The sequence below is a fragment of the Segatella copri genome, from assembly GCF_026015465.1.
Lineage (GTDB): Bacteria > Bacteroidota > Bacteroidia > Bacteroidales > Bacteroidaceae > Prevotella > Prevotella copri_E.
In genome coordinates this window covers 358,409-373,666 of the sequence record NZ_JAPDUQ010000003.1, presented here as the reverse complement: position 1 = coordinate 373,666, position 15,258 = coordinate 358,409, and the positions used below count along the sequence as shown (strand labels likewise).

16 protein-coding genes are annotated in these 15,258 nt (G+C 41.6%); 12 read left to right on the top strand and 4 right to left on the bottom strand.

Going from position 1 to position 15,258, the window contains the following annotated elements:
• Positions 1-38 precede the first annotated feature (38 nt).
• The 12 genes from ONT08_RS12660 to ONT08_RS12605 all read left to right on the top strand — a co-directional run bounded on the left by ONT08_RS12660 (position 39) and on the right by ONT08_RS12605 (position 10,391).
• A complete protein-coding gene (locus ONT08_RS12660) occupies positions 39-1,271 on the top strand; it encodes a tetratricopeptide repeat protein (protein ID WP_264960106.1) in 1,233 nt (410 codons plus the stop codon).
• Positions 1,243-2,169: an energy transducer TonB gene (locus ONT08_RS12655; protein ID WP_264960105.1), complete on the top strand. Its 927-nt coding sequence runs from the start codon at positions 1,243-1,245 to the stop codon at positions 2,167-2,169. The genes ONT08_RS12660 and ONT08_RS12655 overlap by 29 nt, the downstream gene beginning before the upstream one ends.
• Positions 2,170-2,230: 61 nt before the next feature.
• Complete coding sequence (locus ONT08_RS12650) at positions 2,231-2,716, top strand: hypothetical protein (RefSeq protein WP_264960104.1); 486 nt, start codon at positions 2,231-2,233, stop codon at positions 2,714-2,716.
• 8 nt (positions 2,717-2,724) lie between these two features.
• Positions 2,725-3,231 carry a hypothetical protein gene (locus ONT08_RS12645; protein ID WP_264960103.1) on the top strand — a complete coding sequence of 169 codons (507 nt, stop codon included), beginning with the start codon at positions 2,725-2,727 and terminating at the stop codon, positions 3,229-3,231.
• A 38-nt stretch (positions 3,232-3,269) separates the two neighbouring features.
• Positions 3,270-3,764, top strand: coding sequence for a hypothetical protein (locus ONT08_RS12640; protein WP_117586576.1), 495 nt, complete (start codon positions 3,270-3,272; stop codon positions 3,762-3,764).
• Positions 3,765-3,822: 58 nt separating this feature from the next.
• Positions 3,823-4,797: a DUF6175 family protein gene (locus ONT08_RS12635; RefSeq protein ID WP_117586575.1), complete on the top strand. Its 975-nt coding sequence runs from the start codon at positions 3,823-3,825 to the stop codon at positions 4,795-4,797.
• A 50-nt stretch (positions 4,798-4,847) separates the two neighbouring features.
• Positions 4,848-5,804: a hypothetical protein gene (locus ONT08_RS12630; RefSeq protein ID WP_117586574.1), complete on the top strand. Its 957-nt coding sequence runs from the start codon at positions 4,848-4,850 to the stop codon at positions 5,802-5,804.
• Between the two features lie 57 nt (positions 5,805-5,861).
• Positions 5,862-6,830, top strand: a complete 969-nt coding sequence (locus ONT08_RS12625; protein ID WP_153082867.1) for a hypothetical protein — start codon at positions 5,862-5,864, stop codon at positions 6,828-6,830.
• Between the two features lie 30 nt (positions 6,831-6,860).
• The gene (locus ONT08_RS12620; protein WP_117586572.1) at positions 6,861-8,360 is read left to right on the top strand and encodes an autotransporter outer membrane beta-barrel domain-containing protein; all 1,500 of its coding nucleotides are present in this window, start codon (positions 6,861-6,863) and stop codon (positions 8,358-8,360) included.
• A 732-nt stretch (positions 8,361-9,092) separates the two neighbouring features.
• Positions 9,093-9,236: a hypothetical protein gene (locus ONT08_RS12615; protein ID WP_181985826.1), complete on the top strand. Its 144-nt coding sequence runs from the start codon at positions 9,093-9,095 to the stop codon at positions 9,234-9,236.
• 86 nt (positions 9,237-9,322) lie between these two features.
• Positions 9,323-9,661: a hypothetical protein gene (locus tag ONT08_RS12610; RefSeq protein WP_264960102.1), complete on the top strand. Its 339-nt coding sequence runs from the start codon at positions 9,323-9,325 to the stop codon at positions 9,659-9,661.
• Positions 9,662-9,668: 7 nt separating this feature from the next.
• Complete coding sequence (locus ONT08_RS12605) at positions 9,669-10,391, top strand: hypothetical protein (RefSeq protein WP_264960101.1); 723 nt, start codon at positions 9,669-9,671, stop codon at positions 10,389-10,391.
• Positions 10,392-10,474: 83 nt separating this feature from the next.
• Here ONT08_RS12605 and ONT08_RS12600 read toward each other — a convergent pair whose 3' ends face one another.
• The 4 genes from ONT08_RS12600 to ONT08_RS12585 form a co-directional block, all read right to left on the bottom strand.
• Entirely contained in the window at positions 10,475-11,923 is a 1,449-nt protein-coding gene (locus tag ONT08_RS12600) for an AAA family ATPase (protein ID WP_264960100.1), read from the bottom strand.
• Between the two features lie 220 nt (positions 11,924-12,143).
• A complete protein-coding gene (locus tag ONT08_RS12595) occupies positions 12,144-14,318 on the bottom strand; it encodes a TonB-dependent receptor (protein WP_264960099.1) in 2,175 nt (724 codons plus the stop codon).
• 6 nt (positions 14,319-14,324) lie between these two features.
• A complete protein-coding gene (locus ONT08_RS12590; protein WP_264960098.1) occupies positions 14,325-14,825 on the bottom strand; it encodes a calycin-like domain-containing protein in 501 nt (166 codons plus the stop codon).
• A 63-nt stretch (positions 14,826-14,888) separates the two neighbouring features.
• A complete protein-coding gene (locus ONT08_RS12585) occupies positions 14,889-15,233 on the bottom strand; it encodes a DUF2149 domain-containing protein (RefSeq protein ID WP_089543796.1) in 345 nt (114 codons plus the stop codon).
• Between the last annotated feature and the right edge of the window lie 25 nt (positions 15,234-15,258).

The window sequence follows — 15,258 nt, the reverse complement described above, 5'->3', positions numbered from 1 at the left end:
CAATATTGGGAATAATAACAATTAAAAACAAGAAGAATATGAAAAAGATTTATCTAATCATGATACTCTTCTTTGCGACAGCATCGGGAGTATTTGCACAAACTGCCAACATTGTCACCCTCACGCTAAAAGCCAAGTCTGGTGAAGCAGAAGCACAGAATGCTCTGGGCGAAGCATATTATGATGGGAAAGGGGTTACGGAAAATTTAACTGAAGCTGTAAAATGGTTCACAAAAGCTGCAGAACAAGAAAATGCTAAAGCACAATACAACTTAGGCATCTGCTATTACTATGGCTATGGAGTACAATACAGGGACCGTAGAGAAGCCGTAAAATGGTATACAAGAGCAGCAGAGCAAGGATATGCAGAAGCACAAAACAGCTTAGGATACTATTATGAAATTAACGAATTGAACCCTAAAAAAGCCGTAGAGTGGTATACAAAAGCGGCAGAACAAGGACTACCAATGGCACAATGCAACTTGGGAATCTGCTATAAATATGGCAACGGGGTAGAAAAGAACTTTGAAGAAGCCGTGAAATGGTATACAAAAGCAGCCAACCAAGAATATGCGCAGGCTCAATACAATCTGGCACTTTCCTATGATAAAGGCGAAGGTGTAGCTAAGAATGATTCAGAAGCTATGAAATGGTATCTCAAAGCGGTAAAAAACAATTACCCACAAGCAGCCTATTATTATGGTGCAATGCTCTTAGAGGGTAACAAACAAAAGGGTATAACAAAAAACATACCTGAAGGTGTCAAATATTTGCGCAAGGCAGCAGATCTAAAAAACCTTGATGCAATAAACTCATTGGTTGGTGCCTATTACTCGAAAATGACAGGTGAGAATGATTTTGGTATTAGCAAATATCTTTCTTACGCTGACTTTGTTAAGTATATAAAAATTGGCGCAGAAGAAGGAGATCAAAACATGAAAACTTTTCTGACCAATTTACCAAATTTAAAATCAATGATAGCACAAGAAAAAAGTCTTGTAGCGAAATATGGACAGAGAGCATACGACAACATCAAAAAAGGAAAGGTTTATATAGGTATGCCAGAAGGTATCCTTACCGCATACAAGACTTTTGAGACTGATGGTAGCAGATATCAAATGTACAAGTACAATGGTCCTTACAGAGACTTAGTTGGTACTTACAAACAATATATCCCTTCCTATGCACTCCGACTGGTCAATCTTCTTGGGCAGGTATTCCCTAGAATCGTAAAGGTTAGAAATGGAAAGGTTACAAATGTCATATATTAATAACATTATTAAGTGGACTCATAAAAGCATTACATTTATTATGAAGCATTCATTTTTACAAACATTAAGCACCACTTTTTCCTCTAAAATCGGAAAAAGTATCATTTTAGCAATATTCGTTATGCTAACAGGAAGCCCAACCTTCGGACAAGCAAGACGAGGCACTACACAAAAAGCCAATACAACAACTGTCACTAAGCCAAGCCCAAATTTGGTGAACGACTTTAACAAAAAAATCAAAAACCATTATTTCTTCAACAATAAGTCGAACAATAATGAGTGGGACATAGTATTCAAACCTGCTAATACTGAAGGAAAAGGCGGTGGAAATATCGTGATACCTATATCTAAACTTGGTCTCTCATTCTCATACAACATCACTGCAAACGGAAGTATCTATATCAAGATTGACAACGTCAAGATGAAGGAGGAGAAGATAACATGGCAAACTAATCCCGATGGGGTCATTTTAGAAGATCTATTTTTCCAATTGCAGAGCGACTCACTTAAATACGATGAACTTGTAAATTGGAATCCAAACGAAGAGCCAGAGATTGTCCCTACTACAAATGACAACACTATCAAAAATATTGATAGTGTTGATGAAAAGCCATCTTTTCCTGGTGGTGAAAGTGCAATGAAGTCTTATCTGAACAGCAATGTAAAATATCCTGATGTAGCACAGGAAAATGGCGTACAAGGACGTGTAATCGTAGAGAGTATCATAGAGAAAGACGGCTCCATGTCTGACGTTAAGGTTATTAGAAGTGTTGACCCGTCACTTGACAGGGAAGCCCTGCGTGTTGTTAAGGCTATGCCGAAATGGACACCAGCAAAACTAAAAGGAATACCTGTACGAACCAAATGTACAACACCTGTCGTTTTTAGATTACAATAAGGATCTATACCCAAAACGGGAAAGTAGCTTCTATAAAGTGTAAATTTCAAATTACAAGACAATGAAAAAGAAACATTTTTTAATCATGATGTTTGTATGTTTCACAACAAGCATCACAAGTTGCTCAAACAACAAGAATAACAAGGAGGAGAATGGAATTGATTCAGCTGCCATAGCACAAGCTAAAGCTGACAGTATCGCGAGGGTTGACAGCATAGTTCGTGCTGATAGTATTGCAAGAGCAGACAGTATTGCTAAATCAAACAATTTGGCAGTAGGAATGTCTGTAAAGGAGGCATTACAGAAGTCTGGCGTCAAGAAAGATTGCGCAGATGCATTTGATGGTCAACACCAAGGAGATGCCTTAGTTTTGATACAAAACGGCAAGAAGTTTCTCACAAATGTTAGTTATCACATGAAGAACGGCTTTGCTGAATGTGATCATCTCAACTTTGACCTTTTGCCAGACAGTTATGAAGGTGACATCACTCTGGTTAGAGCTAAGGACTGTGCTGCATCCGCAAAAATTGTAAAGGAAATCAAATAACAAGCCTCATGAGACATTCTATTATCACAGCATTAGGCGTTTGCCTAGTCGCATCATTTACCGCCTGTGGCAACAAACAGACTAAAGATGCAAAAGCCGTAGACAGTACGGCTATAAAAGACACCATCGTTTCCGAAAAAGTAGAGCCACAAGTAGACTCTACAAAAATCTTTAGCGACACAGTTGCACTAAGAGGGAAAATGGTATATAAGGTAACTCGCCAAGTAGAAGACGACATCGTATATGATGACGAAAGAGACTTGGATAAGAGCACATTTACTGAGTCATTGCGCATTACCTTTAACAGTAATGGTAAAGTCAACATCAAGGAAGTCGCACAAGATGATTGTGTCTGGAGTGGTGAATGGGAAGCAAATGGTTACGATGTTACCATTTACACCAAAGACTTAGTACTACAAGGTAAAGTTACTGAAGATTACAAATCTTCCAGTCTATCCTCCGAGTCTATTAATAAACTTGGATGGATGGGGGCAAGAAAACTAAAGCTTCAGTAGTTTTCGTAACAAGAATAATAAAATAGGAAATCAAAAATATGAAGAGAATTACATTATTAATTGCAATGATGGCTATGTGTATGCTATCTATCCATGCCAAAAGTTATCCTTTCGACATGACACATAGTTACGAAGTACAAATTGTTAGAGTTGCCCAACAGGGTTCCAAGTTTTTGAAAGCATGGGGGATAGCCGGTTCTCCCGACAAGGCGATTGATAGGGCTATGCAAGACGCTGTAGCCGCTTGCATCTTCACTGGAGTGGAAGGAAATGAAATTGCCGGAAAGATACCTGCACTTGTTCCTAGCAAAGAAGCATACGAGCAACACAAACAGTTCTTTGACACCTTCTTCAAGAAAGGTGAATTCTTGCAGTATGTAAAAAATGCCAACACAGGCTACCCTACAGGCGAGAACAACATTAAAACAGATAAGGGAAGGAAAGTGGGAATCTATGTTGTTGTCATGTATGACAACTTGCGTAAGCGTCTAGAAGACGAAGGTATTGTTAAAAAACTCAACAGCTATTTTTAATCGTTTTCCCAACATAGTTCTATAGTTATTAGTAAATATCATTAAATTAACAAACAGAATGAAAAAGTTATTTATCTCTTTCATGGCATTGCTATGCACATTAGGTGCCTTTGCACAGTCGACTGCGGAAAATATCAACCAACCTAAGGCAATGAAGCCTATCATCATGGTGGTTCCAGAAAAAGCTTGGTGCATCAACCAAGGGTTTGTCAAAGATGGCGACCCGAAATCGCCAGATTACGAGAAGGCCTTGCTCAACAACGATGTTCTCAATGTTATCACCAAGATGGGTGGCATCATGCAAGAACGTGGTTATCCTCTGAAAAACCTACAGAGTGCCCTCGATCAATTAAAAAATGAGAGTGCCATGGACTTGGCATTGGTATCTAAGGCTGACGGTGAAATCGTGGAGGACGAGCTCGACCAACTGACTCGTGTCGCACAGGCCGACATTTTGGTTAACATCGCCTTTACACGTACAACATACGGTCCACGCAATATGGTAGAGTTTCGTGTCACATCCATAGACGCGGCTACCAGCAAGCAAATTGGTGGTGAGACAGGAAGAAGCTCAGCCTCGGGAGCTCCGATATCTGCACTTTTAGAAGAATCAGTCTTGGGATTCATCGACAATTTCACAGGTAGCATACAGCGACACTTTGAAGATTTGGTAGCAAATGGTCGTGAAGGTTCTGTTATCTTCAAGATTGCTAATGACTGTCCTCTCACATTCGAGTCGGAAGTAAACTTGAATGGAGATACAGGCGAGCTGAATGAAGTAATTGACTATTGGATGAACGAGCATACCGTGAACGGCTCCTTTACCCAAAATGGCAAGACCCGCAATCGTCTCTCTTATGAGCAGGTACGTTTTCCTCTCTTCGGTAAGGGTAAGTTTGGCGGTAAGCCAAAAGCCATCAACATGGATGGTTTCATCAAGCCTATCACCCAGTTTCTATCCCAGTTTGGACTTTCCGTATCTACCACACCTGTCGGTATCGGCAAAGCATACGTAGTGTTAGGAGGAAAATAATGCCAATCGGCGAATCGATACAAAACAAGTTTTAATAAAAGTTTCATCACATGAAAATCAAACATATACTGATCAACCTTGCCGTAGCCATTACTTTTCCAGCTATGGCAATGGCTCAGTCGTCCAAGGACATCGGGTTGATTTGCTTGAACCCTTACATTTCTGAGACTGAAGGTCTTGGCAAAAAAGCCACTTCAATGCTCACTACCAAGTTGCAACAAATAGCGACCGCCAATGGTATGTCAGGTGCAGGTTTCGACAATCGCTTTATCATTACAGCGCATGTACAAAAACTGAATAGCAGCCAAACACAAACCTTTCCACAGAAAAATGCTGTGCAAGTGAATATCGGCATCTACGTGGGGGACGGGCTAGACGGAACGCTTTACTCCAGTTATAGTTATGAAGCCAAGGGCATTGGTGACTCAGAAGATCAAGCCATAGCCAATGCAGTCAGAAAGGTGAATCCTAACCAGGAAGACTTGCAGAGAGCCATATTAAAAGGCAAAGAACAGATATTGAAATACTACGAAAAGATGTCGGGCAGCATCATCCAAACAGCCAAAGCTACGGCAGCAGCAGGTAAGTATGACGATGCAATCAACATGCTCTTTGCTATACCGATGAACAATAAGGACTTCCAAACCGCCCAAGCGCTCATCGCACAGTATGGTAGTACTTCACTTGACAACAAGAACTTAGAAATTGTCAGACAAGCACGTGCGGCATGGAGTGCCAATCCTACAGAAGAAGGAGCCACAGCAGCCAATGAAATTCTAGAAAAACTTGACGCTCCATCCACCAAAGTACAAACTGAAGCCAAGAGCTTGCAAAATGAGATGGGAGCTAGAATCAAAGCCATAAGCGACAGAGAATTTAAGTTAGAAGCCCAAAAAGAGCAAAACGAGAAAGATGTCAAGTTGGCTGGCATCCGCGCAGCCGAATCGGTAGCCAAAGCATACGTCGCAAGCCGCCCTAAGGTTGTGTATCATTACTATTGGTGGTAAGACTCTTTATAGGTTATATCGTAATTAAAGACAATTCAATAATAAAAAAAACATTTTATGAACAAGAGATTTACATTCGCTCTCCTTATGTTAGGAGGCATCTTAACTTTGTCTTCCTGTAGTGAAGATAAAGACATGGAGGTGTTTGTCGGAGACAATTTTTCAACTGACAGACAAAAAATTATTGACGAATTAAATGCACTAAACTTTCCAACAAGTTTTACAGAATCAGATGACAAGCATCCAGAATACAAGAAAATGGATCCCGAGACCTACTCTAGCAAACAAAGGACAGAAGGAAAAGGTTTAGAAGGATACTATGGCTACGTAGATTTAGGATTATCTGTAAAATGGGCAGCATCTAATATCGGATCCGTTAGTCCCGTGAACAAACAGACTTCACTTGACGAAATGCTACAGGAATTAGAACAAGAGATGAACCTGCAGCCTATGGAAAAGCCTTCATTCACAAACAAAGAGAATAGTACTTATCCTGCAATTATGACATATGATGAATATCTAAAGAGCATGGATATCAAAGAACTCTATTCCGCATACAATAAATATAGCAAATATTGCTCTGACAAGACAAGCGCCCACAACAACGCCATAACAAGATACAATAACACCCAATATGAGAATCACCAGTATCTTTTTGCTAATGGAGACGGATATCCATGGGGAGGACTGGGCATGTGGGACTACCTCGGAACAAAAGAAGCACCTATGAATATTGCAGGTAATGCTGAGTTTGATGTGGCAACACATATCTTGGGTGAAGGATGGAGCATTCCAACAAAGGCACAATGGCAAGAACTCATGGATAAATGTAAATGGGAAAAGCATGACAACTATTATATTGTGACTGGTCCTTCGGGAAAACAAATTGTTCTGCCTACAGCTTGGTATCATACATCAGAACAGACAGGAAGAGAAGTTTATAATTTCTCCCTCTATGATACCAAGGAATTTAAAGTCGGTGGGTTTAGGGACTTATTCTACATCCGTGCCGTCCATACAAAATAACATTCTCGAATATCAAAAAATAAAAATAACATGAATATCAAAAGTTTTATATTCGCTACCACTGTCTCTTGTCTTTTAGCGGCACCACTATCTGCAAAAGAGAAAACTTTTTATGATTCTAAGAGCAACATCGTATGTATTGCAGGAAATTACGAGTTGCTGGAATATGGTAACAAATTTAGAAAGGTTGAAGTCTCAATACCACAGTCGTATAGCACATATACGGCTAAGCAAATAGAGGAGACTTTGAATAGCGAGAATTATGGTAAGAAAATACTTGATTATTTGTTTAGCTACAATGGTTCATCATTGTCAGAAGACCGTCTAAAAGACTTAGCACTGCAAAATGTTCTGAAGTCTGATGACGAGCGTGCCTCCATCGGAGTTATATCAAAAGACGACATTCTCAAAGAGGACTATCTGCCAATCTTAGAGAACAACTACATATTTATCGTTAATACCAAGAAAGGAAAAAAACGTTGGAATGTGTATAAGGTCATGATAAACAAAGATGTCCTTGATCAAGTATTCAATAGTTGGAATGACATGGACAAATATAACCAAATAAAAGTTCCTATATCCTTCGTCTCATCTGACAAAGCAAAGCTAATTAAAGATATAGACACCAAGCAAGAAATTCTGAAGAACAAAACCAAAAGAAAAATGGCCATTAAAGTTCCAGCTTTCGCTATCCGTGGACAAGTGACAGGAAGAAATCCATTCGCTACAAACATTGGAACAATCTACGGACTAAAAAACTGTGATAAGGTGGCTATCTATCGCACAAAAGAGAAAAATGGTAAAATGTATTCTTCAAAGGTTAGTACCACAAGAGCTTGCAATGTGGCAGATAGCACTGCAAATCTTTACACCTTTGCCGGTGGTCAAGCCTCATATAAGAAAGGTGACGTAGCTGTATATCAGCCTAGCTCAAACACGAGCATTTACATAACAGGTGAATATATGGATCACTCTTATGGCATTGGCCTTACTTATGACAAACGTATAGGCTTAAGCCGTAGTGGAATTTCACAATACATAATGCTGAAAGCTGGTACTGGTATTTATGAGAATCATAATAAACGCCTTTATGCCACAAACACTGGCGATGTCGTAAAGAGTCCAATCTACATGAACGCAGGATTAGGATATGGATTGGGATTCGAGTTTGCTCATTGCTTGGAATTCGTACCTTATTTTATGGCACAATGGGAAGGTCTCTACTTTGCCAACAAGTATGAGTCACCAAATGCAACATACAATGATGGGACAAAGGATTATCACTCTTCAAACTATGGAAAGGATGTATGGAATCATGCCGTACGAGTTCCTATAGGTGCAAAATTTAATGTCAATATTGTCTATCCTTTACAGTTGACCCTTGGTGCAGAATACATCCTTAATTTCAATCTTAACAAGATTAAGGATGATGACAACACGAAGAGCAATGCAGAGCGTTTCTTCTTTGATCCTACAGGCTACAAACGAAATGGATTAAACATCTATGCGGGTCTGAGATTCAACTTCTAAGCCAACGAATAAGAACGCAAGATAATCGATTCTAATTACCCTTCACCCACATTTTTTCAATCACCTATATATAGGGAATTCTGATGATTGGGTGAAGGGTATTAATAAATAAAGACATTAGTATCTAGTTAAAATTGGAACACTAATACTTAATATTAATAAGAAAAGTGTTTTTAGACCGAATGATAGTTTCGGACCAAAAACACTTATAATATCACATTTATCATTCTTCAAAAGTCATAGACATGGAACTTTACTTTTCAATTTTTGAGGTAGAAAGTATGAAGATATTGTCGCATTTGGGCTTTTGTGTATTGTATAGGACAATCTCTTCTGCTGCGAAATCTTCACGCCATCCGAAATCACAGACTACCTGCCTGATAATCCCCCTACTGCCGAATGTCCCTTCTGCCATACCGACTCCGTAATAGGTGATGCCTTCAGCTTCCCTATCACCAAGGATTTCTTGAAGAAAATGAAGAAGAGATGGTTCTAGGCAAAATAAGGAAAATCGCCCTAATCCCTAAATTTATACCTATTTTGAGGATTACAATCCCAAAAAACATAGTGATTTTTGGGATTAGGCGATTTTTCAACGTTTTCATCTATCTTCCTCCCCTATCTCATGGGGGCAGTTTCTTCTCGAGTATCTGAGCAGTTCTGAATTAGTTGAAGAAGGTTATGCCACTTGGCTGTTCCAAAGTAGTGCGCTAGAAGGACCTAGTAAAAAACATGGTATCATCAGTATCAAACCTCTCGGCAATTCCTGGTATCAATATTTACGACAGGGGTAACAAGGCTCAAAACAAAGTAAAGGTCATCATAGATGGAACAACCATCAAATTCGGCAAGGTGGAACAACTTACCAAATTCTAATGGTTGACATCATTTAAATAATCAAGCTTGAAATTTTCCCTTCATATTACTATATTATAAAGGTATAACCAAAAAGAAAGAATAAAATGGCAAATAAAATGTCTATATGTATTATCAAATACACCTATACTCGATATGTAGGGGTGGATATCGAAAAATATACTCGGGGACTATTCGAGTATGTGAAGGAAGAGTTTGGGGAGTTTCAACCACAAATGTCAGAGCCTGGAACTATACCTGATATGCCAGACTATCTGGACATCGTGCTCTGCAAAAAGGACGGAAGCATTTTCTACGAAATGGATATCCAAAGACGTGCCATCAACATCCCGCTCGACTTTCAGCTGGAAGGATTGGTCTTGGAAATCGACATCACCAACTGCGATGGTACAAAATACAAGAAGACACACCAATTCTTAAAATAACCATCCCATGACATACGAAGAATTCAAGCAATTGGCTGAACATCCACAGCTTCGGGATGTTCCTGCCATCTTCTTGCTCGAAGTATTAGAAACAGAAGAGCTGGAGGAGAAAAAGCGTTCACATTATCCGAAATATAAGGTGAACACCTATTGTCCACAAGCCTTCACCACAACTCTGGAGGAGGCTGAGAGTCTGATGCACCAGGATGTCCTTTACCGCAAGAAGATGAAGGAGGAAGACGACTATCCGCTGGATACCTTCTGCTATTATATCTCGGAGATTCCGATGGGACTGTTGCACTACGACCGCGAATGTCTTTCTGAAAGAGTGTATGACGGTGAGGGAAAACTGATCGAATACCACGACCACGTTCCGTCGCTGTATGTCTTCGCCCCTCACTATCATGTGCCGCTCTATCTTCAGAGACGATTCAAGGGGTATCTGGAGAAGGCTGAGAAAAAGCAGAAAGAAGAGGAGGAGAAAGACAGGATCTTCCGCCAAGCTCACGATTGCAGCTTCAGCAACAAGGAACAGATAGAAAAGTCTGAAAAGTGCGGCTGTTTCTTCTGCGGCGAAATCTTCTCGCCATCCGAAATCACGGATTACCTTCCTGATGAGCCGCCTACAGCCGAATGTCCCTTCTGCCATACCGACTCCGTAATAGGTGAAGCCTCCGGCTTCCCTATCACCAAGGATTTCTTGAAGAAAATGAAGAAGAGATGGTTCTAGGCGATTTTTCAACGTTTTTCACCGACCTGCCCCCTATCTCATGGGGGCAGTATCAGTTTTGAAAACGGACATTAAAATACCATTTATCCAAAGAGATCATTCATCCTTACCTCACTATTCACCAATCCACTATGCATATTCTGCTTCACCCCATAAGTCGTGATGAAAGTATGCAGCAATGCCTTCTTCGTCTTCGTCGCCACAGAGAAGGAAGCCATCCTGTCACGCAGCCGCTGCTCATAGCTGGCATCTATCACAAACTCATCCTTGGCATATTTCATCTCACAGATATTGATAGCTCCATCAGCACGGTCTATCAGCATATCTATCTGACCTCCCCGCCATTCTGCACCGGTAGGATCTACAAAAGGACGGCAGGACCAGGAATAAACATTCGCCAAAACACCAGAAATACCCAATGCCTTCTTGATCTGTGGGATATGATGTAGGCATACCTGTTCGAAAGCATAACCGCTCCAGGCTGTTCTACTTCCCGAATTGCACATATTACTCCAGAAGTTCTTATCCTGCCCACTGTTATTTGCCACAAAACGGGTATAGAACAATGAGTATAAGTCAGTCAACTGATATAGGGCATCCCTTTCACTCTTTCCTATGGTAGCATATTTCCTGATAAAATCGCATTTCTTCAGATTCTCCAGGATTTCAGATAACAGTCCACCGCCTTTCATTTTCAACTCATCCATCAATTCCTTACGGGTCATCCCCTTCATTTTTTCAGAAAGCACCTCTACTATCTTGCGATAATGCTTGGAGTCATTAAAGAGGGAACGGAAGAGGAAATCGAATTCTCCACGTAATGGCGAATCCTGCGAGAAAAACAATCTGTCGATGCACACGTCTAACGGCACACCACGCTCCAGCATATCAAGATAATAAGGAATACCACCCAATATCATATACACATCCAATACCTGCTGGCGGGTAAGAGCAAGGCCTTTCAATTCGTTTAAGAACTGCTCTGTCTCGCCCAGAGAGAATGGAGCCAGATAGATCTGGCGGGTAACGCGACCATACAATCCGCCCTTATCGCCTATAAACTTAGACAACATCCACGTGGTGGAAGAACCACAGACGATAAGCTTCAGTTGAGGGACCATAGACGCCCATGAATTCCAGAAATAACTGAAAGCTGCGATAAAATTGCTTTTGGGCGTATCCATCCAAGGCAACTCATCGAAGAACAGAACAATCGGTTCCTGCTGAGATAAGCCCGACAGATATTCACGCAAAGCAGCAAAAGCCTCAAACCAGGTTTTCAGCTTGGGCACGGTCTGCTTAGCATACTGTGCCAACGCCATCCGAAACTGCTCCAGCTGTACCGCACGGCTCACTTCATACATACCTATAAACGAAAAGGCAAACTGGTCGTTGAACATTTTTCGAACCAGAAAAGTCTTTCCTACACGCCTACGACCATAGATAGCTATCAGTTCTGCCTTGTTGCTTTTACAACGTTCCTGAATGAGTTTCTGCTCATATTCACGTCCTATTATTCCGTTTGCATCCATAACTTTCTGATTTTATTTCTTTTATACTAAATCTTACCGGTGCAAAGATAAACAAAAAAAATGAAATCTGCAAGGATAGTACCGCCCTAACTATCTTTTTTAACATAGTTAGGGCGAACCTATAAACGATAACACCGCCCTAACTACCTATTTTTATATAGTTAGGGCGGTGCTATCAGAAAAGAAGCAGGATGGAAGACTGGTCCACCCTGCTATTTTATTAGAATACCTTTACGAAACGGTCGATGTCAATGGAAAGGCCTACTGAGAAGGTGCGGCCGGTGGTCATCGCAGAACTCCAATAATAGTTCTTTGGCGTATAACCGAAAAGATTATCTACCGTGAAATTCAGATTGACGGCATCCAGGAATCGCTGCTGAAGCGTGAACTTCCATAACTGATAACTGCTGTCATGCTTCTTGATGTTCGTATCAGGAGCAGACAGGTATCTGCCTGACAGAGCGGCATTGATGCGATAGAACGAACAGAGCTGACGGTCGTAGTCGAAACGCCAGGTTGCTGAATGCGGACGAGGCTGGGAGAACTGGGAATCTACACTTCTGCCACCCACATGGAGATAGCTGTAGTCGAGTTTCACACCTAGACCCATATCCGAACGGTACTGGGCACTGAAGTCGATGCCGCTCACCTCTACTCCATCCTCGTTGCAATAACGCGAAGCCACATCCGGCTGACCGGTTCCTGGGATATAATCGGCATAATCCTCGGTAGTGATACGCTTATCATACTTATTATAATAACCCATGAGAGTAAGACTATACTGACCGGTAAAGAAGCTAGCATTCTTCACCCTTCCGGCATGCTCCAGCGCCAGGTTGTAGTTGTTGCTCTTCTCCGGCTTCAGATCCGGGTTACCATAAATCATCTGCATACCCGCCATATCAAAGTTCATATACATCTCCTTGAGCGTTGGGGCACGGAATCCGCCAGCATAGTTGGCACGGATGGAGAAACCCTTCCACTTGGTCATCAGAGCCAGACGACCGGTAGTGGCATGCTGGCTGGATGCAGAGAAGTAATCATGACGAAGACTTGCCACGATGTTCAACCACTGCAAAGGATTGTAATCGAACTGGGCGAAGGCATCACATGAATTCTGATTCTTTGATTCATTATCCTCAAACTGATAGGTGGTAAGATAATCGTTCAGGAAATCTGCACCTACCGTCAATGTATTCTTGCCGAAGATATGGGAATAGAGGGCACGGACGGTGTTCTGACGGTTGGTATAATCGTGGTCGTGAGTACGCTCATCATTCACATATCGAGCCTTGTCATACTGGTCGAAGCCGTAAGAAATCTCCAGATTATCATTCTCCGAAAGATTCATTACGGTCTTCAGTCCGGCAGAATAATCCATGTAATGATCATCATAGTTGCTGCGCTTGCTGATACGATTGAAATAACCGCCACGACCTATCAGTTTTATCTTATCAGAAAGCTTGTAGGTAAGACGCTCCTTCACATTGAAGGTCTCTCCACCATAGATATGAAGGATGTTGGATTCTGTATCGAAAGGACTGGTGAGCTGAACCTCATCCGATGTAGTGCGCTGGGTGCTGGTCTGCGAATTCCATTTTCCGGCATTGAAGCTGAAGCTTCCACCGTGGCGCCACTCCTTGTTGAAGTCGTTGTAGCGGGTATTGACATTGGCAGTCCAAGGTTCGCTGTTTTCACGGGAGATGATGTTGACAACTCCGGCTACGGCATTGGCGCCATAGAGCGCCGAAGCAGCACCCTTTACTATCTCGATACGTCCTACATTATCCAAGTTCAGACGACTATAATCTACATTATCCATGGTTTCACCAGCCAATCGCTCGCCATCTACGAGGAAGAGCACGGCGTTTCCACCGAAACCATTCATGTTGAGAGAAGTCTCCTGATTCATGGCATAGCCGAATTCCAGACCCGGCATCTGCTCGGTGAGGAGGTCCTGGATATTGGTAGCATCAGCTATCTTGATATCATTGGCGGTAATCAGACGGGTTACCACAGGAGCATCCTTCAAAGCCTTCGGAGTTCGGGTTGCGGTAACTACCACCTGATTGAGGGCAGTAGCATCCGGCTGAAGGCGAAGCACATGCTGCTCACCTTTTCTCTCATCCGCTTTCAGTACGAAAGTCTGAGTCTGATAGCCCACAAAGCTCACCTTCACTCTCACCGCTCCATCCTTGCTGTAAGGAATGCGGAAATATCCGTCTTCATCAGTTGTTACCCCACTCTTTGCATGCAAAATCTGGACGGTAGCACCCGCCAGAGGTGCGCCCGAATCATCGAGCACCCTACCCACGACATCGCCCTGGGTTTCGGCTTTCAGATTCAGGCACAATCCGCAAAGGATCAGGAATAGTGCGAATATCTTTTGTTTCATCGACAATTACTTCTTTGTTGCATTCGAAGAACAGTTCATAACAAAAGGCATATTACCATACTTCAAAACAAAAGTAATCTGCATTTTACCATCTTTTATAGTTGCTTTTATAGCAGTTTTAGAAAGACCTTTGCCATTTTCCAATGTTTGATCAAAACTGGTTTCAGGAATAGAATAAGTACCATTTGACTCTGTTACAGCAAGATTCTTCACTGTAATTGAAGGTAAAGCCATAGGTGCAGATCCAAATGCAGGAAGGATGATATTTACATGACTATCATCAACTTTTTCCAACTTAAAAGTTGCATTCTCCAATGGGTCCATATCACCCTGACCTGCCAAAGCAATAGACATTGTTTCACCAACGTAAGTACCAACAACCTGTTCTGCTGTTGCTGAAGAGCCAACACCATTATTGTCATCATCATCACTGCTGCAAGAGCTGAATGCTACACACATAGAAACCAAAGCCAACATCATGGCCATCATTGTCTTAAACTTTTTCATTTTTCTTTATTTTTCTTTTAGTTACAATAATATTTTCTGTTTGAGGGGATTTGCAATCCCCGATTATTTATCTTCCGGAACATAGATGATTTCGCCATTCTCCAACTGGTAAGCAATGCCTACCTTCTTTCCCTTGTTGCCCGACTTCTTACTTTGGTCTTCAGAAGGAGTATAGCGATTGATCTTCTGTCCATCCTTGGTAATGATTTCCATATTCTCCTTGCCAGGGTTCTTCACCATCGTGAAGTTATCCTTGCTGAACATTTCCGTCATATTATAGCGCGAAACGAGTGCCACCATCAGGGCAAGGGCAAACACCATCGCCACATCGAAGAGGTTGCTCACTACGCTCATCGGATCATCATCCTCGCCATCATGCGAGAGACGACTTCTACGTCTTTGTCTCATAAATTATTACTATTGAATTCTTCAC